Raw genomic sequence first — 23818 nt, forward strand, 5'->3', positions numbered from 1 at the left:
TCTCTTTAATAGTGATTCTCTATCGAACTATGTGATTTTTGTTACAGAAATCTATTAAAATTTACCCCATTTTTGTACTACAAATTGCGAAGAAAAAAAAGTCATAGATTTTTTGTTGTAACTTCGTAGTGTAGTAACATATAAAAATAGTAAGATGAAAATAGAACAAATTTATACCGGTTGTTTAGCTCAAGGAGCTTATTACATCGTTTCTGAAGGAGAAGCAGCCATCATTGATCCATTAAGAGAGGTACAACCTTATCTTGATCGATTGGCAAAAGATAACGTAAAACTCAAATACATTTTTGAGACCCATTTTCATGCAGATTTTGTATCTGGTCATGTAGATTTATCTAAAAAAACAGGCGCTCCTATTATTTATGGACCAACTGCTGCGCCAGAATTTGAAGCCATCGTAGCAGAAGACAACCAAATTTTTGAAATTGGAAAAATAAAAATCAAAGTTCTTCACACTCCAGGTCACACCATGGAAAGTTCTACCTATTTATTGATAGACGAAAATGGTAAAAACCATGCTATTTTCTCTGGTGATACTTTATTTTTAGGAGATGTAGGAAGACCAGATTTAGCTCAAAAAGCAGCAAATCTTACACAAGAAGAATTAGCGGGACTGCTTTATGATTCATTGTACAATAAAATTCTTCCTTTAGAAGATGATGTTACCGTTTATCCAGCTCACGGTGCTGGTTCTGCATGTGGAAAAAACATGCAAAAAGAAACAGTAGACACTTTAGGAAATCAAAAACAAACCAATTACGCTCTAAAACAAACCTCTAAAGAAAGTTTTATTGCTGCAGTTTTAGATGGTTTAACCGCTCCACCGAAATATTTCGGTATGAATGTAGCGATGAACAAAAAAGGCTATACCAGTTTTGATGAAGTTTTAGCAAAAGGTAAAACAGCGCTTTCAGTAGATGAATTTGAAACTGCTGCCGAAGAGACTGGAGCTTTAATTTTAGACACCAGAAATGCTGCAGAATTTTATAAAGGATTTATTCCTCAATCGATTAATATCGGGTTGAAAGGAGATTTTGCACCTTGGGTTGGAAGCATGATTGTAGATGTTCAACAACCTATTCTTTTGGTTTGTGATGATTGCACCGAAGAAGAAACCATTACCAGACTTTCTAGAGTGGGATTTGATAATGTTTTAGGATACTTAAAAGGAGGCTTTGAAAGTTGGAAAAATTCAGGAAAAGAAATTGATACCATTCATAGAATTTCACCAGAAGAATTTGCAGAAAAATTCAATGAAAACAGCAAGGTTATTGACGTAAGAAAAGAAGGAGAATATGCTGCAGAACACGTAAAAGATGCATATAGCAAACCTTTAGCGTACATCAATGATTGGGTAGGAAACATCAATCCAGATGAACATTTCTTCTTGCATTGTGCAGGTGGCTATAGAAGCATGATTGCCGCAAGTATTTTACAAGCAAGAGGTTATAGAAATTTCACAGAAGTAGAAGGTGGTTTTAACGGAATTAAAAAAACAGAAAAAGTTCCTACTACAGATTTTGTATGTCAAAGTAAAACTGCATTGTAATGAATATTTTCGAAAAAACAGACTTCACAGGAGATAAACCTTCTGTAGTAAGCATCAAAAAAACGGATAAAGTCAACCTTTTTACCGTAGGCTTATCAGAAAAACAAGTGTTAGCAAAGCATATCACAACCATTCCTGCAACTTTAGTTTTGCTAAGAGGGAAAGTAGATTTTAATATCTCTGGAGAAACCGTAGTTTTAAGAGAAGGAGATGTTTACGAAATCCCAGTAAATGTAGAACACGAAGTGGTAGGAAGAGATATAGAAAATGTATTCTTAATTGTAAAAGAGTTATAAAATTGAATCAATTCGATCAAAATTTTTGGAATTCTCGTTGGGAAAATGGCGAAACAGGCTGGGACATAGGCGAAGCCTCTTCACCTATTGCAGAATATTTTTTGCAAGTAGAAGATAAAGAGGTAAAAATATTAATTCCAGGCTGTGGAAATGCTCACGAAGCAGAACTGCTTTTAGAAGAAGGTTTTACAAACATCACGCTTCTAGACATTGCTCAGAAAGCTTGTGAAGTGATTTCTCAGAAATTTTCTCATCACGAAGTAGAAGTTATCTGCGAGGATTTTTTTGAACATCAAGGAAAATATGACATCATTGTAGAACAAACTTTTTTCTGCGCACTTGCTCCAATTCTAAGAGCAAAATATGTAGAAAAAATGCACGATTTACTTAACGAAAATGGCAAAATCATTGGTGTAATGTTCAATAAAGATTTCGGGAATCCGTTCCCACCATTTGGCGGAATTATAGAAGAATACAAATCTCTTTTCAGCGAAAAATTCAAGATTAAAACATTAGAAAACTGCTACAACAGTATAAAACCAAGACAAAACACCGAAGTTTTTATTAACTTCACTAAAAAATAAAACTCACCATAAAACAAAAAATATGAAAAAAAACATGGGAGCAACAGACAAGTACATCAGACTTTTCGTTGCATTAATTTTAGCAGTTTTGGTTTATCTTAAAGTGATTGAAGGAACTTGGGGAATCGCAGCAACTGCAGTTGCATTCGTTTTTCTATTAACTGGAGCCATCGGCTTTTGTCCGCTTTATACTTTATTTGGCATTAACACTTGCAAAAGAGAGTAAAAATTAAAATTTTGCCAAAGTTGAATTTTTCAAACTTTGGCAAAATTCATCAAAAATTATGGAAAATTTTATTAAAAAATACAAATTAGGACTCATCGGAATCGTATTAGGCGGAATTTTAGGTTACGCTTATTACCAATTTATTGGGTGCAATACAGGAACTTGTGCCATTACTTCTAAACCTATTAACAGTTCGGTTTATGGTATGGTGATGGGTTATCTTATTCTTTCAACTTTCGAAAAAACAAAAGAAAATAAATAAAACATGTTAGGATTTTTAAAAAACTTATTTGGCGGTAAAAGTGTAGATTACGCAGAATTGGTGAAAAATGGAGCTCAAATTATAGACGTAAGAACGTCTGCAGAATTTAATGGTGGTCATGTAAAAGGCGCTAAAAACTTTCCGCTACAATCGCTAAGTCAAAATTTAGGAAAAATCAATAAAAACAAACCTGTAATCACGTGTTGTGCAAGTGGCGCAAGAAGTGCTGCCGCAAAAAGCATTTTACAAAACAGTGGATTTACAGAAGTTTATAACGGCGGCGGTTGGATGAGCCTTAAAAACAAATTATCATAAAATGAGAAATTTATTTAGTGATTGGAATTTGAGAAGAATCGTCTATTTGATTGGTGGAATATGGATTGTAGCGCAATCTGTAATGGATAAAATGTGGATTCTCATACCATTTGGGTCGTATTTTGTTGCCATGTCTGTGTTTAAATTTGGTTGCGCTTCAGGAAATTGTACTGTCACAAATCATAAAAACCTACCGTAGTTTCTCTGTCTTTTTTTAGTAAATTTGTTTTAACTTTTTATAAAACAAAGAGATATGTCACAAAAATTTCAAGAAATCATCAGTTCTGAAAAACCAGTGTTAATAGACTTTTTTGCAGTGTGGTGTCAACCGTGCAGAGTACAATCTTCTGTATTAGTCACTGTAAAAGAACAAGTAGGAGATAATGCCAGAATTATAAAAATAGATGTAGACCAATATCCTGATATTGCTGCTCAATATAACGTGAGAGGCGTTCCTACCCTTGCTCTTTTCAAAAAAGGTGAAATGCTTTGGAGAGAAAGTGGCGTACATGATGTAAATACTTTAGTGAATCTCATCAATCAACACAAATAATCTCATTCATGAGTAATTTTCCTGTTTATAGCGCTTGCGATTTAATTTCTACTGAAAATTCAGAAAGTGAAATCGTAGTTCATGAATTGCAAGATTTATTGACAGAAAAAAGTTTTATTCCAGAAAAACCTCATCGTCACACTTTTCACCAGATTCTGTACGTAGAAGAAGGCGCTGGAATTCATAAAATAGATTTCGAAGACTATTCTATAGATTCTCCCATCATCTATTTTATTTCTGCGGGACAAGTGCATGATTTGAATTTCAAAAAACAAGTGACCAAAGGTTATTTGATTAATTTCAATGCAGAATTTTTCACTTCATTTCTCGCAAAATCTCATTGTATAGATAAATTGCCATTTTTCAGAATTAATGGAAACTTCACTTCTTATCAAATCAAAAAAGACAAAGCTGAAGAACTCAAAGAAATTTTTTACAAAATTAATTTCGAATACAAACAACAAAAAAGAAAATCCGAAGATTTAATCAGAATTTATCTTCTCGAATTGTTTTACTTCATTTTAAACGACGAAGAAAACACAGACGAAAACATAAATATTACCAATCAAAGAATTTTAATCAATAAATTCCAAAAGCTGGTAGAAGAAAACTATACCGCTGAACATTATCCCAAATTTTATGCAGACAAGCTCGCGATTACTGCAAATTACCTCAATTTCGTATGTAGAACTTTTGCAGGCAAAAAGGCTGGAGAAATCATTAGAAACAGGATTATTCTAGAAGCCAAAAGATTGCTCATCAACTCAGAATTAAGCATTTCTCAGATTTCATTTCAATTAGGTTTTGAAGACAATTCTTATTTTACCAAGTTTTTCAAAACCCATGCTAAGATTTCGCCTTCTGAATTCAGACAACATCTTAATAAATAAAAATTACCATTTTCCGAATATTTTTTACAAGAATTTATTGCAATTCTTAGCATACCTTTGTATTGTAAAATTACATACAGAACAAACGCAAAACTTTTCATATTTTTTATAAAAACGCAACTAAAATCATAAAATTTTGTTGCGTTTTTCCTTTATAAAGCCTTTCCAGAAAGCGTTTTCTGACTTTGGCACGGAAATAGAATATCTCATAACAGCAACCCTAAGTTTTTCGAGGCAAGACTTTAGAAGCAGCCAAGAAAAACTTATTTAAATAAATATAATATGAGAAAATTTTATTTTTTATTAGCCGCATTCATCGCATTAGGATTTAGCGCACAAGAAGCAGGAAAAGCTGGAGAATTATTAAAAAACGAGGCGAGCAAAACCGAAACTTCTGCAAAAAATGAAGCTTTTGGCAGAAATAATTCTCAAGATAAATCTTCAGTTTTTAGAAACGATAATGGTTTTAGAAATTCTACAGAAAAATCAAGACCTAATTATAATTGGAACCAAAATTACGCTTATGGTTACGCCGAAGTTTTCTTAAGAATTCCAGAGCAAGGTTACTTTAGCATAGAAATTGGCGACCAAAAAATTTCTAACGCGTCAGGAAAATTTAGATTTTTTGACTTGATGCCAGGAAACAACGTCATTTCTATCTATGAAAGAAATTTCCTAGTGTACAGAACTAGAATCAACATTAAAAACAACACCAGACTGGTTTTAGATTATTTCACACATCAAGGTTTATATCTTCTAGGAACCTACAATCTGAGAAACAACTACGGAAATGTTTGGAATGACACTTGGAACAGTCCTTACGGAAATGGAAACGGGAATTCTTGGGATCCTTATGATGATTATCAAAACGGATACGGAGACACTTACGGAAATGTAATGAGCGAAAGAGAATTCTCTTCTTTCTTACAAATGCTAAAAAAACAGAGTTTTGATGACAGAAGATTAGATTTCTTAAAAAGCCAACTCAGTAGAACTGATTTCAACACGAGACAAATCAAATCTATTATGAAAGAGTTTAGTTTTGACAAAAACAGATTAGAATTTGCAAAGATGGCGTATAGAAATTGTGTAGACAAAAGAAACTATTTCGAATTGTATGACGCATTTGACTTCGAAAGTTACGCCAGAGAATTGAACAAATTTGTTCAAAACCAAAGATAACCCAATCATTCATTCATATATACAAAAAGTCGGTTTTCAGAAATCCTGAAGCCGACTTTCTATTTTGCGGAAATTTCTTACTTTTAACAAAAATATATCATGAAAAAAATCGTCATCCTTATTTATATTTTAATTTTTGGAGTTTCTTTCGCTCAAGAAAAAGATATTTTGAAAGTTTTGCACGAACAACAAACCGCTTGGAATAATGGCGATATTGAAAATTTTATGAAAGGATATTGGAAAGATGACTCACTGCTTTTTATCGGTTCAAAAGGACCAACTTACGGTTGGCAAAAAACGCTAGACAATTACAAAAAAACTTATCCCAATAAAGAAATGATGGGCATTCTAGAATTTTCTGACATTCAAGTGAAAAAGCTAGGTAAAAAACATGCTTATGTTTTCGGAAAGTGGAAACTCATCCGTGCTAATGACACTCCAAATGGAATTTACACCTTGGTTTTCCAGAAATTTAATGACGGTTGGAAAATTATTTCAGACCACACAAACTAGTTGTAGAATGGTAGAGTTGTAGAGAAAAAAACAACTGTAATATTCTATAATTCTCCCATTTTAAAGTTATCTGCATCGTTTAAAAAAGGAAACTCTTTTCTGAAAGTTTCTAATTTTTGCAAATCTAATTCTGCAAAGATTAAATCTCCTTTTTTAGTAGAAATGTCTGTTCCATCTGCAAAAAAACAATGACTGCTTTCTTGATATTTCAAGTTATTTCCGTCTTTGCCAGTTCTATTTAAGGCAAAAACATAGGCTTGATTTTCGATTGCTCTTGCTCTATTTAATGTTTCCCACGCCAAAACTCTGGTTTCTGGCCAATTAGCAACATTTAGAATGACATCATAATCTTTTCTGTTTCTCGCAAAAACTGGAAATCTTGCATCAAAACAAACTTGTAATAAAAGCCTGAATCCTAAATATTCTACCACTACTCTTTCTGTTCCTGCAGTGTAGACTTTATCTTCGCCAGTGTAAGAAAAAAGATGTCTTTTATCGTATTGATGGTAAGTTCCGTCTGGTTTTACAAAATAAAATCGGTTATAGAATTTGCCATTATCCTTCACAGAAACGCTTCCGCCAATTGCAGCATTTTTAGTTTTGGCAAAATTCTTCATCCAAGTCAAAGCTATTTCTTCTTCATCTGCTACTTCCTGAGCTTTCATGTAGAAACCAGTGGTAAACATCTCTGGAAGCAAAAACAAATCTGCTTCTAAATCTTTGAATTTTTCTTCTATCAAAAGAAAATTTTCATGTTTTTCTTTCCAAATAATATTTTGACTTAAACCGATGATTTTCATAATGCTTAGGTTTCAGAATTTTTATAATATTTTACAAAATTATAACAATAGTATTTTTTTTAACAAGATTACTATAAATTTGTCATTAGAAAAACAAAAATTCAAACAAAACTTAAAAATAAATATTCTTATGAAAAAATTAGTATTAGCATTCGCAATGCTGTTCGCAGGACAATTAGCATTTGCACAAGCATGGCAAGGTAAAGGCGACCAAAAATTACAAGTAGGTTTTAACGGTTACGGAAACGGAACTGGGATTACAGGAACTTATGACTATGGAGTTTCCGATGTTATTTCTCTAGGAGCAGGAGCTAATTTTTACTTTGATGGTTATGAAGACGACCACAAAGCTTTCGTTTTTGGCAGAGTAAATTTCCACCTTCAAGATGCTCTTAATATGCCGAGTAATTGGGATTTATACCCTGGTTTAGACGTAGGTATATTAGGAAATACATTCGGACTAGGTGCACACTTAGGTGTAAGATATTTCTTCAACAATAATGTAGGTGCATTTATAGAAGCTGGTAACAATGGTAGCATAGGTTTATCATTTAACTTCTAATAAAAAATTCAACAATATTTAATGGAAAAGACGCTTTTTGGCGTCTTTTTTTATTTGGTACAGTTTTAGTGAGAGAGAATTATTACATTTGCATAACTTTAAAAAAAATAAAATTTAATGGAATTAGCAACGCAGATATTTCAGTTTATATTAAGTATTTCAATTCTCGTTATATTACACGAATTAGGGCATTTTTTACCCGCAAAATGGTTTAAATGCAGAGTAGATAAATTCTACTTATTCTTTGATCCATGGTTTTCATTAGCGAAGAAAAAAATTGGAGAAACCGAATACGGAATCGGTTGGTTACCATTTGGCGGTTATGTAAAAATCGCAGGAATGGTAGACGAAAGCATGGATACAGAACAACTGAAACAACCTGCTCAACCTTGGGAATTCAGAAGCAAACCAGCTTGGCAAAGACTTATCATTATGTTAGGTGGTATTTTCGTAAATCTTATTTTGGCTTGGGCTATTTACACAGGATTGAATTTGTCTGTAGGCGAAAAATACCATGATTTAGCAAAATTCGAGAATGGAATTGCAGTTTCTGAAGAAGGTGCAAAAATGGGATTGATGAACGGCGACAAAATCTTAAAAATAGATGGAAAACCTGCCGTAAGAATGGAAAATTCTATGATTAACATGCTTCTTGCCAATGAAATCACCGTACTAAGAAACGGTAAAGAAGTTTCTTTCGCTCCAAAAGAAGACGGAATTGCTCATATTTTAGGCTCAAAAACGGCTAAATTATACATCACCAATAGATTTGCACCAGTAGTAGATTCTTTAACAGAAGGGCCTGCAAAACAAGCTGGATTACAAAAAGGAGATAAAATTGTAGCTCTTAATGGTAAAACGATTAGATTTTTTGATGAATTTTCAGATGGACTAGCTGGAAAGAAAAACCAACCTATTACTGTAGATGTTTTTAGAAATAATGAATTAAAAAGATTTACTTTCAATACAAACAAAGAAGGAAAAATCGGTTTCAGACCAGATTTTAAACAAGCTGAAGTAGCTTTCAACAACACAGTAACCAATCAAGAATATAGCTTTTTACCAGCAGTTGGTAGAGGTTTTGAGAGAACTGTAGAATCTCTTACCATGCAGATTAAGCAGTTTAAATTAATGTTCAACAAAAAAATCAAAGGTTACAAAAATGTTGGCGGACCAATTGCAATTGTGAAAATGATGCCTAAAGAAATCGATTGGGTTGCTTTTTGGAGTTTTACAGCTATGTTTTCTGCTTGGTTAGCATTCCTTAACTTGTTACCAATTCCAGGATTAGATGGTGGTCATGCCTTATTTACGACTTGGGAACTCATCACAGGGAAGCCAGTTCCTCAAAAAGTTTTAGAAAATGCACAAATGATTGGAGTAATCTTTTTAATGGGATTAATGCTATTAATCTTTGGATCAGATATTTACAAATTTATCATTTCACCATTTTTAAAATAATGTAAATTTTTTCAAAAAATATTTTGCGCAAATAGAAAAAACGTATTATATTTGCACCACTCAAAACAACAAGAGTAGCCTTTTTAGCTCAGTCGGTTAGAGCATCTGACTGTTAATCAGAGGGTCGCTGGTTCGAGCCCAGCAAAAGGCGCCAAAACCATCACAGCAATGTGGTGGTTTTTTGTTTATATTTCATTTTCAATATTTTATAGAAGTTATTCCACTCTAATTTCTCAAGTAAGTGGTCTTTTTGGTTAAAAAAGGCATACTTTTCGGTAAACTCAAAATAGTTTTTAAAATTCATATTCCTTTCTAGAATTTGATGAAATTAAATTTAGATATATCAAATATCATCTCCCGAACTTATTTTGAAATTTAAAAAACTCCAAAAAATCTCATACCTTTGTATTTATGAAACAATTCTCATCAAAACGCAGTATTCAGATTTTAGGACACGTTCTTCAGCAATATGGAATAGACAAAATGGTGATTTCGCCAGGAAGCAGAAATGCTCCACTTGCTATTCATTTTTCAGAGCTAGATTCTTTTGAATGTTTCAGCATCATAGATGAAAGAAGCGCTGCTTTTGTAGCGATGGGAATGGCAAAATCGCTTAAACAACCAGTAGCGATTTCTTGCACCTCTGGTTCTGCTGCTACCAATTATTATCCAGCTGTAGTAGAAGCGTTTTATCAAAACGTTCCACTTTTGGTACTTACCGCAGACAGACCTACAGATTTTGTAGATTTATTTGACGGACAAACCATTCGTCAAAAAGATTTGTTTCAACAGCATTCTTACGGAGATTTTCAGCTTTTGGAAGACGACAAAGAAAATGCAGAAGAAGAGAACTTAAAAATCGTAAAAACCGCGATAGAATTGTGTTTCGAGAAACAAGGCCCGGTTCATATCAATATTCCGCTTACAGAACCTTTATACCAATACGCTACGGAATTGCCAGTTTTTCCTAGCATTGAAAAAACCATTCAGAAAAGAGATTTCGAGATTTCTTCTACTCTAGTTTCTGAATTTAATTTGGCTAAAAGAATTTTGATTTTAGCAGGAACGCTTGACAAAAATCCTGAACTCCAAAGTTTATTGTCGCAATTCGTGAAAAATCATTCTGTAGTAGTGCTTACAGAAGCGAATTCTAACCTCTATCATGACAAATTTTTCAATCATATTGACCGATATGTTTTTAATTTCACCGCAGAGGATTTTAGAACCTACGCCCCAGATTTACTTATTACGATTGGTCAAAACGTGGTTTCTAAAAAAGTGAAAGAATTTTTGAGAAAAGCAAAACCTCAAAATCATTGGCATATTGATGAATTTTGGCAACCGAATACGTATTTTGCTTTGAATCAAGAAATCAAAACAAAACCAGAGATTTTCTTCAGTCAGTTGTTGAAATTTGCCAAATTAGAACCATCAGCTTATTTTAATCTTTGGGATGTTCTTCGTGATAAAAAAGATGCAAAACACGATGAATATTGCAAAACAATAGATTTTTCAGACTTTAAAATTTTCCAGATTTTAGAACAAAAAATTCCGAGTAATTACAATATTCATATTTCTAATTCTTCGGCAATTCGCTATGCAGAACTGTTCCCATATTCACAAAATCACAACATTTATTGCAACCGTGGAACCAGCGGAATAGACGGCTCTACTTCTACTGCGATGGGTTTTGCGATGATGAACGAAAATCCTACAATTTTGATTTCGGGTGAACTCGGATTTTTCTATGATATTAATGGACTGTGGAACAATTACATTCCGCCGTACACTAGAATTATCGTGATGAATAACGGTGAAGGAAATATTTTTAGAATTATTCCCGGACCTACAACTTCTAATGCAATAGACGAATTTATCGCGACCAAACATCAGAAAAACTGCGAAAATCTAGCCAATCATTTCGGTTTTGGATATTTTAAAGTGGAAGACGAAGATACGCTGTTAAGAGTTTTAGACAATTTTTTCAAGCCAGAAGCTAAACCCAAAATTTTAGAAATCAACACGGCTGATATTCAAAACGCAGAAGTTCTGAAAGAATATTTTAAGTTTTTGAAGTAGATATTTTTCAAAAAAATTTCTCGCTGATTTTGCTGATTGAGCAGATTCTTGTGTAAGATTTAAAAATTTCACGCAAAGTTTATCATTCTCTAATCTTTGATTTTCAAAAAAAAGATTTTATAACAACAAAAAACATATAAAAAACATTACGCTCCTACCGAATGCTGTTTTTAGATTACTTCTAATTCTACACACATTAAATTCCCACGGAATAAAGTTTACCGTAAAAGGTTCCGTAGGAACCCAATATGTGTAGGAATGTTTCGTCATAAAAAAGGCGTTCCGTAGGAACGCTATCTGAAAAATTGGTTTATTAAGTTTACTCTCAAAGTTTATAATTTACATTTTCTAATCTTTGACTGCAGATGAAATCTAAATTTATTATTAATCTCTTTTATAAAAAATTAATCTTAAAAGAAGATAAAAAACGTTTATAATCAAAACTGTTATTAAAAAATTAAAATTCACCCAAATACTCTTTTTCAATAAATCAATATTCTTAAGCGTCAAAGAATATTCATATGATTTATAAAAATTAAACATTGAAAATAAATCTATCAGTAAAACTAAGATAGTTAAAATAGGAAAAGGTATTTTTTAAATTTAAATTTATTCATATTAGTTTAGATTCCTACAGAAATCGAAGATTCAACGAAGTCAATGACAAAGTTTACGCTTATTTTTTCAGAAATTAAACATCAAGATAATCAGAACTTTCTGGTAAATTTACAATTCTCTCGATAGGATAAATAAACATATCATCGAAATCATTCATGCCATTAATTAACTGAAAATGAGAAAATTCCTTAATATTTTGAAGTGTAATTTCGGTTTCTTTTATTTTCTTTTCGTGAAGCAAATGTTGGCGCATCACACCGTTTAACAGATAAGTAGTCGGCGTAAACCATTCTTTGCCTTTCAAAAAAAGAATATTGGTATAAGAAGTATCCGTAATGTGATTGTTTTTCACCACAATGATTTCTTCTGTTTTAGCTTTGGTTTTCATGCGTTCAAACTCCTTTCTATCTTCAAATTTGAAAGAATAATCGTAAGAATTATTTTCCACCAACTGAAAATTTTCAATTTCGGGAATCGCATAAGGAATGAGTTGCGTAGTGAATTTTTTATCTAAATCATACACGATGCGCAGTTTGTACAAACCATCTTCATCATGCTCTAAATTTTTAAAAATTTTAGCCAAATCTATAGAACCTTCTTTGCCAAAATGAGCAAAAGTTTGGTTCACTCGTTTTTGGTGTAAGTCAAGCAAAAAGGCTTTTTGGTCTTCTATTTTAATGCTTTCAATGAATCGGGACATAAATTTTATTTTTCATTTCTTGGTATTCATCTGCTAATTTACTCAAATGTGTAATTCCACCGCCACTTCGGAATGTTAAATTTTCACCGTTTTGTTGAATAAACCGAATCATCACACAAGAATCTAAACTCTCACCATCAAAATAACCACAAACTCCTGTATAAAAGCCTCTTTCATAAGTTTCGGCTTCTAAGATAATTTCTAAGGTTTTGGGTTTTGGAGCGCCCAAAATACTTCCTGCAGGAAGTAAGGTTTTCATCAAACTTCCTATTTTATTTTGAAATTCTGGCTTTACTTTTCCCGAAATTTCAGAACTCATTGCATAGAGATTTTTGTTTCGGGTTTTTAAGAAATCTATCCTCTGGAATTCATCTAATTTTACCCAATCTGCAACCATGCTCAAGTCATTTCTGAGCAAATCTACTACCGTGTAATGTTCTGCTTTTTCCTTCACCGAGTTTTTTAGTTCATTTATAGCATTTGGAACAGACGCTTCGATAGTTCCTTTCATAGGATGTGTAAAAATCTCTTGATTTTTAATTTCTACAAAAGTTTCTGGCGAAAAAAAAGTAAAATTCTCTGGGAGTAAAACTTTATACTTTGCTTCAGATTGATAGAAAATTTCTTCTAAAGAAAGATTAGTCTCAATTGGCGTTTCGCAAGTGTAATTAATCAAATAAGAATCTCCCAATTTCAAATGATTTTGCACGATTTCGAAGCCTTTTTGGTAATCTTCTTTGGGCTGAGGGAAAGATTTCCACGAGACTTCTTTTGGTTCAAAAGTAAATGGTTGAATATTTTTAAAATTTGGAAAATCAACCAATATTTTTTGCGCGTCTAAATCTTCTTGACTGAAAATGAGCACTTTTTCCATTAAAAAATCAATCACAAAAAAGAAAGGAACTTTCTGCAGAGAAAGCTCGTCCATTTCTGAAAATTTCTGTTCGTTGATTTTTAACATCGCGCAAATTTACAAATTAGAACTTGAGATTTCAGAATTTTTAAAATTTAAACGGTTTATCGTTTTACGATTTTACGATTGCTCTACTTTACATCAAAAAAGATTACTTTTGCAGCATGAATCAAGAAAATTTACCAAAGGCAAAAATTACTTTAGACGAGGTGATTAATCAGTCTTTTAGATATTGGAAAGCTACGCTTTCGTTTCAGTTTGTGGTGACCGTTTTATATTTTGGGATAATTTTTATTTCAGGATTTCAGTTGGTGCAGTATTATTTTGGAGAAAAATTATATATTTTCACACCAAAACTTTTACAAGATCCTATAAAATTTAATTTAAAAATAAGAGAACTTCTTGCTACGGAAAACGGAAGTTATTTCCAAATTGTTTTGTCATTATTAAAAGCATCACTTTTTCCTTTATTCATTGGTCTTTTCAGAGTTTATACTTTAATTGATGAAGGCAAAAAACCTAACCTGTCAGAAGTTTTAGATGGATATAAAGGAAGTAACTTCTTCAAACTTTGGGGTTATGCAATTTTCTGGAATGTAATTTTCAGTTTGGGGATGTCATTCTTTTTCATTCCAGGTGTTTTATGGGTGTTTCTTACTGTTTTTGTAGGTCCGTTATTGTATTTTACTCCTATGAGAATGCTAGAAGCCATCAATATCAGCGCAAAAGTAGCTTGGGCAAATTGGAAAATTGTTTTACCATGTGCTATCATCGCATTTCTCTTTAGTTATAGCGGATTTATCTTATTTTTCGTAGGATTTTTATTCACTTATCCTTTTTGGAATGCTATTATTTATACGCTGTTCAAAAAATTCTTCAGCATTAAATTTGTATAAAATGTAACGAAACTTTGAGAAAAATAACTAATTTTGGTAGAACTCAATTGAAAAAATTATGAAAAATTTTACCGAAGTAAACCAACCTATTACACCCAAAAAGGAAATAGGAAGTATTCTTTCTCATGCATTCGAAAATTTTACGGGAACTTTTTTATATGCATTAGTCTTTGTAGTCATTTACCTTTTAGCGTATTTTATTTTTAATGGTCTGTTGTCTTTCTTGATTCCAGGCGGTGGAGATTATCAAAATGAAGTCATGAGAGTAATGAATGATTTTGTAGAAGATAAAAAGTATGACCTTAATGCTATTACAGAATTACAAAACAGTTTAGATGCGGCCAGAACTACTGCCGTTATGATTTCTGAAGTGATTTCTAAAAGTATTACTTCTGCGTTATTGGCTCCATTAGTGGTAGGAATTATTTACATTTCTTATCAGTTCAATGCCAAAAAAGAGGTAGAATTCGGTGATTTATTCATTGGTTTCAGGCAAAATACCGCACAAATCATTATTTACGGATTCATTACTACAGCGCTTATTCAAGCTGGCTTAGAAATCAATATGCTGATTGGCATGTATCTTTCTTTTGCTTTTTTTATAGGATTACCGATTGTATTTTTTGAAAATACCTCAGCAATAGAAGGTATTAGAAAATCATTTTCTCTGGTTCATGCTAATTTTATCACGGTATTAGTATTGTGGCTTTTAGCAGGAATCATAGCTTCTGCAGGAGTTTTATTTTGCTTAGTTGGAGTTCTATTTACCTTTCCGTTTTTCTTTACTGCAAGATATTCTATCTATTCGGCGATTTGCGGAGCACCTTACGAAGTAAAATCTTAAAATTTTATAAACAATTTACAGAAAGCAACAGATTTTACTGTTGCTTTTTTTATTAAATTCGCATTAAAACAAAACAAATGCACCCAGACCAAATCAGCAATAACAAAATCCGTCAAGTTTTCATGTTGGCGGTTATTATCATTCTTTCAGCGATAATATTATACAATCTCAGTGATTTTTTGCCTTCCTTGTTGGGAGCCATCACGTTATATATTATTTCTAGAAGTTGGAATTTTAAACTCGTCGAAGAAAAAGGCTGGAAACCTTGGGTTGCAGCATTGGTCATTATCTTAATTTGTCTAGTTATTATTGTGATTCCCACGTATTTCACCATTGAAGTTTTAGTCAATAAAATAAGTGATGCAAAAGCTTATACAGAGAGTATTAACCAATTCTTTTTAAAAATAGAAAGTTATATTCGTGCCAAAACAGGGTTTGAAATATTAAGCGGCGGAAATCTAGAAAAAATCACAGGATTTGCTACGCAAGCTTCCACTGCTATTCTGAATACTACTGTTAATATGATTAGTATAATTGTGGGTATGTTTTTCATCTTGTACTTTATGCTTACTAAAGGAAGATTATTCGAAAGAATTCTTACTTCAATTTCTCCTCTAAAGAAAGCTAATGACCAAAAAATTGGCGAAAAATTCACAAGAATGGTGATTGCCAATGCGGTAGGAATCCCGGTTGTAGCACTTGTTCAAGCCATAGTTGCATTAATTAGTTATTATATTTTTGACGCTCCAAGTCCTTTATTATTGTTTATCCTTACTTTTATTGGTAGTATGATTCCGATTGTGGGAGCGGCTATTATTTATGTTCCTGTCGGTTTATTTATGCTTGCAAGTGGTGACACTTTTGGTGGACTCGGCATTCTAGCTTACGGATTTTTAGTAGTGGGATTGGTAGATAATGTTTTCAGATTTACTTTCTTGAAAAAATTAGAAAACATCCATCCATTAAATACCGTTTTTGGAATTATTTTAGGACTAAAGATTTTTGGTTTCTTTGGTTTAATATTTGGGCCGATTTTAGTTTCTATCACTATTCTGTTGATGCAAATTTATGGAGACGAATTTTCTGAAGAAACTGAAGATTCTCCGAACGACATTGTTCTTCCCGAAAGTGAAACTCCACTTCAGCCAAAAATTGACATTGATATTTAAAAAAATGCAAGGAATTAATCCCGAAATACTAAAAGAAATCTGCGAGGTAAAAATGCCTTTCGGAAAACACGCTGGAATCGTTTTAGCAGATTTACCTATCAATTATTTAGAATGGTTTCACCGACAAGGAATGCCAAAAGGAAAACTCGGCATGCAACTTTCTACGATTTATGAAATAAAAATCAATGGTTTAATGGATTTACTCACTCCAATTCGTGGCGAAGTGAATTATGAAAAACCAAAGAAGAGGGTTTATAAGTTTTAATTTTATGTAAATTCGTAAAGTTGTTGATTTGTAAAACTTTGAATTATTGCTTATTAAAATTTTTAATATTTTAAAAACAATTTTACGATTTTACAACTATTCAATTTCACGAGTTACATTTTTTACCCTTTCAAAGCTACAATCTCATCTCGCAATTTCGCAGCGGTGATGAAATCTAGATTTTTCGCAGCTGCTTCCATTGCTTTTTGTTTTTCGGCGATGAGTTTTTCTACATCTACGCTTCCGTAAGTTTCGCGTTCTTCTGCAACTTGACGAATAATTTCTTTCTGCGTGTATTGAGAATCTGGGAAATCTTTACTTCTTCCCACTAAATTTTCAGAAATTTTCTTATTGAGCGGAGTCGGAACTTTATTGTGTTCTAAATTGTACTGCGTTTGTTTTTCGCGGCGATAATTGGTTTCATCAATTGCTTTTTGCATTGAATTGGTGATTTTATCGGCGTACATAATCGCTTTTCCGTTCACGTTTCTCGCAGCTCTACCAATGGTTTGAACCAAAGAACGACGAGAACGCAACATTCCTTCTTTATCTGCGTCAAGAATTGCTACCAGCGAAACTTCTGGTAAATCTAAACCTTCTCTCAAAAGATTTACACCCACCAAAACATCAAATAATCCCGTTCTTAGATCTTGCATAATTTGAATACGCTCCAAAGTTTCTACATCTGAGTGAATATAACGAGTTCTAATCCCAAATCTGGTAAAATATTTGGTCAATTCTTCTGCCATTTTCTTGGTTAAAGTCGTCACCAAAACACGTTCGTCTTCTTCTACCCTTTTTTGAATTTCTTCAATTAAATCATCGATTTGATTCATGGTAGGTCTTACTTCGATAATTGGGTCAAGAAGTCCAGTTGGTCTGATAATTTGTTCGGTGTAAATTCCGCCAGATTTTTCTAATTCGTAATCAGCAGGAGTCGCCGAAACGTAAATCACTTGATTTTGCATTTCCTCAAATTCTGGAAATTTCAGAGGTCTGTTATCCATCGCTGCAGGAAGTCTGAAACCGTATTCTACCAAAGCTTCTTTTCTGCTTCTATCGCCACCGTACATTGCATGAACTTGCGGTATGGTTACGTGAGATTCATCAATCACCATCAAATAATCTTTCGGGAAATAATCCAACAAACAGAAAGGTCTGGAACCAGGCATTCTTCCGTCCATATAACGAGAATAGTTCTCAATTCCAGAGCAATAACCGAGTTCTTTTATCATTTCCAAATCTAATTCGGTGCGTTCTTGCAAACGCTTGGCTTCAATCGGTTTATCGATGGAATTAAAAAATTCTACCTGTTTTACCATGTCGTCCTGGATTTCTCGAATAGCCGAATTTAAAGTTTCTTTAGACGTAACAAATAAATTGGCTGGATAAATATTAATTTGGTCAAAACTAGAAGTTACGTTTCCTGAAATTACATCAAAACTTTGGATTTTTTCGATTTCATCTCCGAAAAATTGCACTCTAATTCCGTTATCAGCATATGCAGGATAGACATCTATCACATCTCCTTTTACTCTAAACGTACCTCTTGCAAATTCATTTACACTTCTAGAGTACAACGCATTCACCAATTTATGGAGAAAATCTGTTCTAGAAATTTTAGAATTGACTTCTAATTCTATCAAAGATTTATTAAACTCTGTAGGATTTCCGATACCGTAAATACATGAAACTGAAGCAACGATTAAAACGTCTCTTCTTCCAGAAAGTAAACTTGCCGTAGCCGAAAGTCTCAATTTTTCTACTTCTTCATTGATAGACAAATCTTTTTCAATGTAGGTTCCAGACGAAGCAATATAAGCTTCTGGCTGATAATAATCGTAATAAGAAACGAAATATTCTACCGCATTATCTGGGAAAAACTCCTTGAATTCCATAAAAAGTTGAGCCGCCAAAGTTTTATTATGCGCTAAAACTAAAGTTGGCTTTTGAACTTTTTCTACCACATTTGCAATGGTAAAAGTTTTACCAGAACCGGTAACACCAAGCAAAGTCTGATATTTCTCTCCATTTTGTAAACCTTCGGAGAGTTTTTCTATAGCTGTAGGTTGATCACCAGTTGGCGCAAATTCTGAATGGAGTTTGAAATTCATATTTTAGAATAAAGAACAAAGATAAAAGAATAAAGACAAAAAAAAGAGCAGAAATTTCTGCTCTTTAATGATTTAATTAAAAATCATGGTTATTGGCATTTTAAATTGAGATGCGACTGGCTTTCCATTTAGCGTTCCTGGCTTCCATTCGACTCCTTTTAAGGTTTTTTCTAGAGCATCTTTGGCTGCTGTTTTGAAATTTTCATCATCAAATTGATAATTAGCATTATAACTTTTCCCATCTTCAGAAACAATTATGATAAGGACACCTTTTAATGTTCCTTTAGAATTTTTCATTTTACTTCCATCAAAATTTTCAGCTAATTTATTTCTTAATGCTGCAAGTCCTCCAGGAAATTCTGGTTCTGTTTGAGAAGAAATTTCTTTTACAGGAGGTGGAGGTGGAATCATTACTCTATTTTCTTCCTTAACTTTTTCTACCTTTTGCTTTTTAGGTTTAATGGTATCTTTTTTAATTGAGATCATTTCATTTTTAAATGCACTTTTTTCAATATTTGAAACTTGAGTTCCTGAAAATTGTGTCTCTTCTTTTTTAGCAATTTTTTGAAGAGACTTGTTTACTGTATTTTCAATTTTTGCAGGCACTTTTTCTACAAAAGCAAAAAATAATAATGCTGATATTGGTAAAGTCAAGTAAGACTTCATTTTGGCTATTTTAGTTAATTTATTGGTCATCATAACAATTCTTTTTTTAGTGTTGTGTAAATTAAATGGATGTGTAAATAATATTTTTTCTGAAATAAGTTCGTTCAGTATGAGCTTTTGGTAACTAATTATATCTTTATTTTGGCTTAAAACCGCTTCATCTGCCAGAAATTCATGATTGGTAACAATTGCTTTTCTATAAAAAAAGAATGCAGGATTGAACCAAAATACGCAAAGCATAATTTCTATAAAAATTACATCAATGCTGTGTTTTTGATTCACATGAGCTTTCTCGTGAAGAATAATTTTATAATCTATTTTCCCTTCTAAAAAATCACTTTTATTAAGAAAAATAGAGTTCCAAAAACTGTAAGGTGTAAATTTATTTTGTTTTAAAATGAATTGATAATGGTCTTGTTTTATTTTTTCTGAAAATCTAATTTCTTTTATTAGTTTAAAAATTCCCCAAGAAAATTTTAGAAACAGAAGTGAAAATCCTACAATATAAATAGCCCAAAGTATATTTTCTTTAGTAAAAATTGATGGCTCTACCAATTTAGTTTCTGGCAAAATCATGAGTTCGGCATTATTTTGACTAATACTTTCCACCACTTCAATACTTTCGTAAGGAATTGATAGTAAAGGAACTAATACAGAAAATAAAGCACTGATTAAAAGATAAAATCTTTTAAAACGATGGTTCTTTTCTTTTTCTAAAAAAACAAAATACAGTAAAATGAAAATTGCAGAAAGTGCAATCATTTTATAAATATAAGTTTCCATTAGTCTTTCTTTTTCTGAATTTCTGCTTCTATAATTTTCTTTATTTCAATCAGTTCTTTTTCGCTTAATTTAGAATTAGCTGTAAAGAACGACGCAAATTGCGTTACAGAATTATTGAAAAATTTACCAATCATACCTTGCATTTCTTTGGCAAAATAATTTCCTTTTTCTACCAAAGGAAAATACTCTCTAGAGTTGCCAAAAGTTTTATAATCTATCAAATTTTTATTTTGCATCCTTTTGAGCAAAGTTGCAATGGTAGTTGTCGCAGGTTTTGGTTCTGGGAAAGCTTCTATAATATCTTTCATAAAAGCTTTTTCTTTGTCCCAAAGTATTTCCATTAATTCTTTTTCGGCTTCGGTTAACTTATTCATTTCTACAAAAATAAAATTTACTCTACAAATGTAGAATAAATTTTCAAATACACAAATTTATCACAAAAAAAATCGCTAAAAATTTTAGCGATTCTGTATAATCAAATTATTTTTTACTCAAAAGCTCTATCTAAAATTCTGAAAATCTTGAATATAAAGTCCTTTTGCAGCATTCGTAGGATTAAATTTTTGTAGATTTTTATTTTCAAAACTGCTGGTAGAAGTATTACCCATTCTGAATGACTGACCTGTAATAAGCTCTAAAGCCTTTTTCAAAAACGGGTCTTTTACATCGCCAAAAGCAGTTAAATTATTGAAAATAGAATAAGGATTTATTTCATAATTCGGAGCAATAAATTCTGGATTCACATCTTTATCTTTGTTGTAATAAGAAAAAGTAATCGGTTGTAATTGCCAGTTATGCTTCGTATTTCTATTAGTATAAGAAGTGTAATCTTGAGCAGGAGAATCATATAAAGTGATAGAGCCTACAAATTTACCTACTGTATCATAACCAATCGTTACCACATTTACATATTTTTTAAGACACTGAACCGTAAGTTCACTTGCCGAAGCAGTTTGGAAATTTACCAAAACATAAACTTTAGTCAGATTAAGACTATTAATGGTTTGTGTTCCAGATTTTTCGGGTCTGTTATTCACTAAACTGTAAGTATTAACTTGGTTACTCAGATAATCAAAGCCGTCTTCGCTATTATGTTTATTATTAAAATCTAAAAAAACATACGGACTTCCGCTATAATTGCCGTTAATCATTCCTGCCAAAGCAACTGCTGTTTCCAGAGAACCACCTCCGTTATATCTTAAATCTAAAACCAATTCATTGATTCCATCTGCTTTCATTTGAGCAAAAGCAGCATTCAATTCATCATTATAATCTGCTTTGAAAGCATTAAATACCAAATATCCAATATTTTTAGTTCCGTACACTTTTTTCTCGTAATAAGCGATTGGATTTTCGTCTATATCTGCTTGAGTAATCGAAATAGAAGAAGTTTTATCTGTGGTAATAAGTCCTGCACTCGTTAATTGTACCGTTGCTGCCAGAGTAACAGTTACTTGATTGTTATACAATAAGTCAGAATTATTAAGCGTCAAAGGAGAACCATTTACCTTAGTGATTACATCACCACGTTTTAAACCAGCTAAAGCTGCAGGAGAATTAGGAACCACATAATTTACAAGAGCAACTGCGGTAGTATTGGTATTGTCTTTCGGATAAATTCCTATATCAAAACCTCCACTTTTTTCAACTTCGGCAATTTTAGAAGAATATACTACTTCATTATTGTTTTCAATCCATGAAAATCTATCAATGTTACCTCTTTGATAAAGCAAAGAATAGAAAAGCTTGTCTGGAGTTTTTCCATTTAAAAAATTAGCGTACGTGGTTTGATTATCATCAAAAGAATCTGCTAAATTAGGTACATTCGGTTGCCAATAATACCAAGAGTTCATCGCCTTCCAAACAAAATTATTGATTTCATCAGGCTTAGTGGTAGAACCAGAATCATTATTGTCATCTCTAGAACAAGAGACAAATACTAATGTTAAAAATAGTGCGTTAAATAGATATTTAAGTTTCATTTTTTTGAATAGATTTGTAATAAACTTAACGATAAATTTATGAAAATTAGTATAATAAAATCATTTTTGGGAGCAATCTTTATGGCAAGTTTCGCAATTTCTTGTCAATCAAACGTTTTACCAAAGGTAAAAAACGCCACTTATTCTTCTTATTCTAATGCTGACCAAAAAGGATATTGGGTAGAATTTGAACTAAGTCATGATTCTATTGCACCAAAATCTGTAGTGCTCAATAATATTTTACAAGAAATTACTCCAGAAAATAAAACCGATAAAAAATTTAAAGTCAATGTAATAGCTCAATCTACCGCAATTTTCGGGTTCAAACCGAAGTTGGTAGAGAAAGAAAATGGCATTTATTTTGTTACAGATACGGCAGATGTTTTCAGGGCTGTAGATTTCAAATTAAAATAAATTTTATCTTTGCGCCCGTTTTATAACGTTATAAAAATATAAATTATGAAAAAAATTTTTGCAAGCGCAATGATATTTGCCGTAGGTTTTGCAAGCGCTCAAACTGTTGCTTATAAAGGAGCAGGTGATGTAAAAGTAAATTTAGGTGCTAATTTACAAGATGGTGGAACAGGTATTGTTTCTTCTGTAGATTATGGTTTAGGCGAGAGTTTCTCAATTGGTGCACAAGCTGGATATCTTCTTGGCGTAAAAGAAATTGGTGGAGAAATTCCAAAATTCGGAGATAGATTTGACTTAAAAGTAAGATTAAATGCTAATCTTGGAAGCGTTTTGAAACTTCCTTCAAATGTAGATGTATATCCTGGATTAAACCTTGGACTTAAAAATTTCGGTGGACATCTTGGAGCAAGATATTTCTTCGATAAAGGTTTTGGACTTTATACAGAAATGCAATTTCCAATCGCGAAATACAAAAAATCTGAAATTGCTTTTGACGATTTAAACAATCAATTTGCAGTAAATATTGGAGTGTCTTTTGATATCGACAACTAAAAAACTTTATAAAAAATAAAATGCCGAGAAAATTCTCGGCATTTTTTATGCTTGTTCTAGCTTTACTGTAAAATGTCTTAAAATTTCTGATTCCCAAGTGATTCTGTACCCTTTTGTAATCTCATCTCTTCGGTCAAAAACATTTTTAAGCGCTGCTGCGATATAGCGAATATGATTATCCGTATAAGTTCTTCTTGGCAAAGCCAATCTCACCAATTCTAGTTTTGGATAGCGATTTTCTCTGGTTTCTGGATCTCTATCTGCCAAAATAGTTCCTATTTCTACGCCTCTAATCCCAGCTTCTTTATAGATTTCTAAAGCCAATGTTTGCGCAGGAAATTCTTCTCTTTTGATATTCGGAAGAAACTTAAGCGCATCTAAGAAAACAGCGTGACCACCAATTGGTTTCTGAACAGGAATTCCATATTCTATCAAGAGATTTCCCAAAAGTTCTACTTGAGAAATTCTGCTTTCCAAATATGGAAATTCAGTGGCTTCGTCTAAACCTTGCGCAAGTGCAGCCATATCTCTTCCCGCCATTCCACCGTAAGTGATAAAACCTTCATAAATAATGGTAAAATTAGACGCTTTTCTGAAAATTCCCTCGTCATT

General features: G+C 32.3%; 27 protein-coding genes and 1 tRNA gene. 20 read left to right on the plus strand and 8 right to left on the minus strand.

All coding sequences use genetic code 11. From position 1 onward, the window contains the following. Window positions 1–154 precede the first annotated feature (154 nt). The 10 genes from C3729_RS03560 to C3729_RS03610 all read left to right on the plus strand — a co-directional run bounded on the left by C3729_RS03560 (window position 155) and on the right by C3729_RS03610 (window position 6388). On the plus strand, window positions 155–1567 hold the full coding sequence (locus C3729_RS03560; RefSeq protein ID WP_104792903.1) for an MBL fold metallo-hydrolase: 1413 nt from the start codon (window positions 155–157) through the stop codon (window positions 1565–1567). Continuing rightward, complete coding sequence (locus C3729_RS03565) at window positions 1567–1863, plus strand: cupin domain-containing protein (protein ID WP_104792904.1); 297 nt, start codon at window positions 1567–1569, stop codon at window positions 1861–1863. The genes C3729_RS03560 and C3729_RS03565 overlap by 1 nt, the downstream gene beginning before the upstream one ends. Before the next feature lie 2 nt (window positions 1864–1865). Continuing rightward, complete coding sequence (locus tag C3729_RS03570) at window positions 1866–2447, plus strand: methyltransferase (protein ID WP_104792905.1); 582 nt, start codon at window positions 1866–1868, stop codon at window positions 2445–2447. Window positions 2448–2469: 22 nt separating this feature from the next. Beyond that, complete coding sequence (locus C3729_RS03575; protein ID WP_104792906.1) at window positions 2470–2673, plus strand: DUF2892 domain-containing protein; 204 nt, start codon at window positions 2470–2472, stop codon at window positions 2671–2673. 58 nt (window positions 2674–2731) lie between these two features. Further along, on the plus strand, window positions 2732–2935 hold the full coding sequence (locus tag C3729_RS03580; protein WP_104792907.1) for a DUF6132 family protein: 204 nt from the start codon (window positions 2732–2734) through the stop codon (window positions 2933–2935). A 3-nt stretch (window positions 2936–2938) separates the two neighbouring features. Further along, complete coding sequence (locus tag C3729_RS03585) at window positions 2939–3250, plus strand: rhodanese-like domain-containing protein (protein WP_104792908.1); 312 nt, start codon at window positions 2939–2941, stop codon at window positions 3248–3250. Between the two features lie 253 nt (window positions 3251–3503). After that, entirely contained in the window at window positions 3504–3803 is a 300-nt protein-coding gene (locus C3729_RS03595) for a thioredoxin family protein (protein ID WP_069800441.1), read from the plus strand. Between the two features lie 8 nt (window positions 3804–3811). Continuing rightward, complete coding sequence (locus tag C3729_RS03600) at window positions 3812–4693, plus strand: helix-turn-helix domain-containing protein (RefSeq protein WP_104792910.1); 882 nt, start codon at window positions 3812–3814, stop codon at window positions 4691–4693. A gap of 282 nt (window positions 4694–4975) precedes the next feature. Next, window positions 4976–5875, plus strand: coding sequence for a DUF4476 domain-containing protein (locus C3729_RS03605; RefSeq protein WP_104792911.1), 900 nt, complete (start codon window positions 4976–4978; stop codon window positions 5873–5875). Window positions 5876–5974: 99 nt separating this feature from the next. Further along, window positions 5975–6388: a YybH family protein gene (locus C3729_RS03610; protein ID WP_104792912.1), complete on the plus strand. Its 414-nt coding sequence runs from the start codon at window positions 5975–5977 to the stop codon at window positions 6386–6388. A 44-nt stretch (window positions 6389–6432) separates the two neighbouring features. Here the strand turns inward: C3729_RS03610 and C3729_RS03615 are convergent, their stop codons facing one another. Next, a complete protein-coding gene (locus C3729_RS03615; protein WP_104792913.1) occupies window positions 6433–7188 on the minus strand; it encodes an amidohydrolase in 756 nt (251 codons plus the stop codon). 130 nt (window positions 7189–7318) lie between these two features. Between C3729_RS03615 and C3729_RS03620 the strand changes: the two genes are divergently transcribed. The 4 genes from C3729_RS03620 to menD all read left to right on the plus strand — a co-directional run bounded on the left by C3729_RS03620 (window position 7319) and on the right by menD (window position 11290). Then, complete coding sequence (locus tag C3729_RS03620; RefSeq protein ID WP_104793207.1) at window positions 7319–7750, plus strand: DUF6646 family protein; 432 nt, start codon at window positions 7319–7321, stop codon at window positions 7748–7750. A 117-nt stretch (window positions 7751–7867) separates the two neighbouring features. Then, a complete protein-coding gene (gene rseP / locus C3729_RS03625) occupies window positions 7868–9211 on the plus strand; it encodes an RIP metalloprotease RseP (protein WP_104792914.1) in 1344 nt (447 codons plus the stop codon). Between the two features lie 77 nt (window positions 9212–9288). Further along, a tRNA-Asn gene (locus C3729_RS03630) sits at window positions 9289–9365 on the plus strand. Window positions 9366–9622: 257 nt separating this feature from the next. Continuing rightward, the gene (gene menD / locus C3729_RS03635) at window positions 9623–11290 is read left to right on the plus strand and encodes a 2-succinyl-5-enolpyruvyl-6-hydroxy-3-cyclohexene-1-carboxylic-acid synthase (protein WP_104792915.1); all 1668 of its coding nucleotides are present in this window, start codon (window positions 9623–9625) and stop codon (window positions 11288–11290) included. Window positions 11291–11981: 691 nt separating this feature from the next. On the opposite strand, the gene C3729_RS03640 is transcribed toward menD, so the two are convergent. Continuing rightward, window positions 11982–12608, minus strand: a complete 627-nt coding sequence (locus tag C3729_RS03640) for an aminotransferase class IV (RefSeq protein WP_104792916.1) — start codon at window positions 12606–12608, stop codon at window positions 11982–11984. Further along, window positions 12592–13569 carry an aminodeoxychorismate synthase component I gene (locus C3729_RS03645; RefSeq protein WP_104792917.1) on the minus strand — a complete coding sequence of 326 codons (978 nt, stop codon included), beginning with the start codon at window positions 13567–13569 and terminating at the stop codon, window positions 12592–12594. The genes C3729_RS03640 and C3729_RS03645 overlap by 17 nt, the downstream gene beginning before the upstream one ends. Before the next feature lie 116 nt (window positions 13570–13685). On the opposite strand from C3729_RS03645, the gene C3729_RS03650 reads away from it, so the two are divergent. From C3729_RS03650 to C3729_RS03665, 4 genes are all read left to right on the plus strand, one after another. Then, window positions 13686–14417 carry a hypothetical protein gene (locus C3729_RS03650; protein ID WP_104792918.1) on the plus strand — a complete coding sequence of 244 codons (732 nt, stop codon included), beginning with the start codon at window positions 13686–13688 and terminating at the stop codon, window positions 14415–14417. Between the two features lie 58 nt (window positions 14418–14475). Continuing rightward, window positions 14476–15261 carry a hypothetical protein gene (locus tag C3729_RS03655; protein WP_104792919.1) on the plus strand — a complete coding sequence of 262 codons (786 nt, stop codon included), beginning with the start codon at window positions 14476–14478 and terminating at the stop codon, window positions 15259–15261. Between the two features lie 77 nt (window positions 15262–15338). After that, on the plus strand, window positions 15339–16430 hold the full coding sequence (locus C3729_RS03660) for an AI-2E family transporter (RefSeq protein ID WP_104792920.1): 1092 nt from the start codon (window positions 15339–15341) through the stop codon (window positions 16428–16430). A 13-nt stretch (window positions 16431–16443) separates the two neighbouring features. Further along, window positions 16444–16695, plus strand: a complete 252-nt coding sequence (locus C3729_RS03665) for a DUF3820 family protein (RefSeq protein ID WP_104793208.1) — start codon at window positions 16444–16446, stop codon at window positions 16693–16695. A 122-nt stretch (window positions 16696–16817) separates the two neighbouring features. Here C3729_RS03665 and uvrB read toward each other — a convergent pair whose 3' ends face one another. The 4 genes from uvrB to C3729_RS03685 form a co-directional block, all read right to left on the minus strand. Next, window positions 16818–18809 carry an excinuclease ABC subunit UvrB gene (gene uvrB / locus C3729_RS03670; RefSeq protein WP_104792921.1) on the minus strand — a complete coding sequence of 664 codons (1992 nt, stop codon included), beginning with the start codon at window positions 18807–18809 and terminating at the stop codon, window positions 16818–16820. Window positions 18810–18881: 72 nt separating this feature from the next. Beyond that, window positions 18882–20258: a M56 family metallopeptidase gene (locus tag C3729_RS03675; RefSeq protein ID WP_104792922.1), complete on the minus strand. Its 1377-nt coding sequence runs from the start codon at window positions 20256–20258 to the stop codon at window positions 18882–18884. Then, window positions 20258–20632, minus strand: coding sequence for a BlaI/MecI/CopY family transcriptional regulator (locus C3729_RS03680; RefSeq protein ID WP_104792923.1), 375 nt, complete (start codon window positions 20630–20632; stop codon window positions 20258–20260). The genes C3729_RS03675 and C3729_RS03680 overlap by 1 nt, the downstream gene beginning before the upstream one ends. A gap of 126 nt (window positions 20633–20758) precedes the next feature. After that, window positions 20759–22240 carry a S41 family peptidase gene (locus C3729_RS03685; RefSeq protein ID WP_104792924.1) on the minus strand — a complete coding sequence of 494 codons (1482 nt, stop codon included), beginning with the start codon at window positions 22238–22240 and terminating at the stop codon, window positions 20759–20761. Between the two features lie 39 nt (window positions 22241–22279). On the opposite strand from C3729_RS03685, the gene C3729_RS03690 reads away from it, so the two are divergent. Both C3729_RS03690 and C3729_RS03695 read left to right on the plus strand, forming a co-directional pair. Next, window positions 22280–22654 (plus strand): hypothetical protein, encoded by a 375-nt coding sequence (locus C3729_RS03690; RefSeq protein WP_104792925.1) that lies wholly within the window; start codon window positions 22280–22282, stop codon window positions 22652–22654. Window positions 22655–22699: 45 nt separating this feature from the next. Next, complete coding sequence (locus tag C3729_RS03695) at window positions 22700–23206, plus strand: DUF6646 family protein (protein WP_069800475.1); 507 nt, start codon at window positions 22700–22702, stop codon at window positions 23204–23206. A gap of 45 nt (window positions 23207–23251) precedes the next feature. Here the strand turns inward: C3729_RS03695 and C3729_RS03700 are convergent. Next, on the minus strand, window positions 23252–23818 hold a 567-nt coding region (locus C3729_RS03700; RefSeq protein ID WP_260204413.1), incomplete at its 5' end, for a beta-eliminating lyase-related protein.

The sequence above is a fragment of the Cloacibacterium normanense genome (assembly GCF_002943105.1).
Classification (GTDB): Bacteria; Bacteroidota; Bacteroidia; order Flavobacteriales; family Weeksellaceae; genus Cloacibacterium.

Bases quoted from the DNA above. Each gene is read 5' to 3' on its own strand.
- C3729_RS03640 (WP_104792916.1), bottom strand. From the start codon at position 12,608: ATGTCCCGATTCATTGAAAGCATTAAAATAGAAGACCAAAAAGCCTTT.
- rseP (WP_104792914.1), top strand. From the start codon at position 7,868: ATGGAATTAGCAACGCAGATATTTCAGTTTATATTAAGTATTTCAATT.
- C3729_RS03595 (WP_069800441.1), top strand. From the start codon at position 3,504: ATGTCACAAAAATTTCAAGAAATCATCAGTTCTGAAAAACCAGTGTTA.
- uvrB (WP_104792921.1), bottom strand. From the start codon at position 18,809: ATGAATTTCAAACTCCATTCAGAATTTGCGCCAACTGGTGATCAACCT.
- C3729_RS03620 (WP_104793207.1), top strand. From the start codon at position 7,319: ATGAAAAAATTAGTATTAGCATTCGCAATGCTGTTCGCAGGACAATTA.
- C3729_RS03565 (WP_104792904.1), top strand. From the start codon at position 1,567: ATGAATATTTTCGAAAAAACAGACTTCACAGGAGATAAACCTTCTGTA.
- C3729_RS03575 (WP_104792906.1), top strand. From the start codon at position 2,470: ATGAAAAAAAACATGGGAGCAACAGACAAGTACATCAGACTTTTCGTT.
- C3729_RS03660 (WP_104792920.1), top strand. From the start codon at position 15,339: ATGCACCCAGACCAAATCAGCAATAACAAAATCCGTCAAGTTTTCATG.
- C3729_RS03675 (WP_104792922.1), bottom strand. From the start codon at position 20,258: ATGGAAACTTATATTTATAAAATGATTGCACTTTCTGCAATTTTCATT.
- C3729_RS03605 (WP_104792911.1), top strand. From the start codon at position 4,976: ATGAGAAAATTTTATTTTTTATTAGCCGCATTCATCGCATTAGGATTT.
- C3729_RS03585 (WP_104792908.1), top strand. From the start codon at position 2,939: ATGTTAGGATTTTTAAAAAACTTATTTGGCGGTAAAAGTGTAGATTAC.
- C3729_RS03655 (WP_104792919.1), top strand. From the start codon at position 14,476: ATGAAAAATTTTACCGAAGTAAACCAACCTATTACACCCAAAAAGGAA.
- C3729_RS03650 (WP_104792918.1), top strand. From the start codon at position 13,686: ATGAATCAAGAAAATTTACCAAAGGCAAAAATTACTTTAGACGAGGTG.
- C3729_RS03610 (WP_104792912.1), top strand. From the start codon at position 5,975: ATGAAAAAAATCGTCATCCTTATTTATATTTTAATTTTTGGAGTTTCT.
- C3729_RS03615 (WP_104792913.1), bottom strand. From the start codon at position 7,188: ATGAAAATCATCGGTTTAAGTCAAAATATTATTTGGAAAGAAAAACAT.
- C3729_RS03560 (WP_104792903.1), top strand. From the start codon at position 155: ATGAAAATAGAACAAATTTATACCGGTTGTTTAGCTCAAGGAGCTTAT.
- menD (WP_104792915.1), top strand. From the start codon at position 9,623: ATGAAACAATTCTCATCAAAACGCAGTATTCAGATTTTAGGACACGTT.
- C3729_RS03690 (WP_104792925.1), top strand. From the start codon at position 22,280: ATGAAAATTAGTATAATAAAATCATTTTTGGGAGCAATCTTTATGGCA.
- C3729_RS03680 (WP_104792923.1), bottom strand. From the start codon at position 20,632: ATGAATAAGTTAACCGAAGCCGAAAAAGAATTAATGGAAATACTTTGG.
- C3729_RS03600 (WP_104792910.1), top strand. From the start codon at position 3,812: ATGAGTAATTTTCCTGTTTATAGCGCTTGCGATTTAATTTCTACTGAA.
- C3729_RS03580 (WP_104792907.1), top strand. From the start codon at position 2,732: ATGGAAAATTTTATTAAAAAATACAAATTAGGACTCATCGGAATCGTA.
- C3729_RS03695 (WP_069800475.1), top strand. From the start codon at position 22,700: ATGAAAAAAATTTTTGCAAGCGCAATGATATTTGCCGTAGGTTTTGCA.
- C3729_RS03645 (WP_104792917.1), bottom strand. From the start codon at position 13,569: ATGTTAAAAATCAACGAACAGAAATTTTCAGAAATGGACGAGCTTTCT.
- C3729_RS03685 (WP_104792924.1), bottom strand. From the start codon at position 22,240: ATGAAACTTAAATATCTATTTAACGCACTATTTTTAACATTAGTATTT.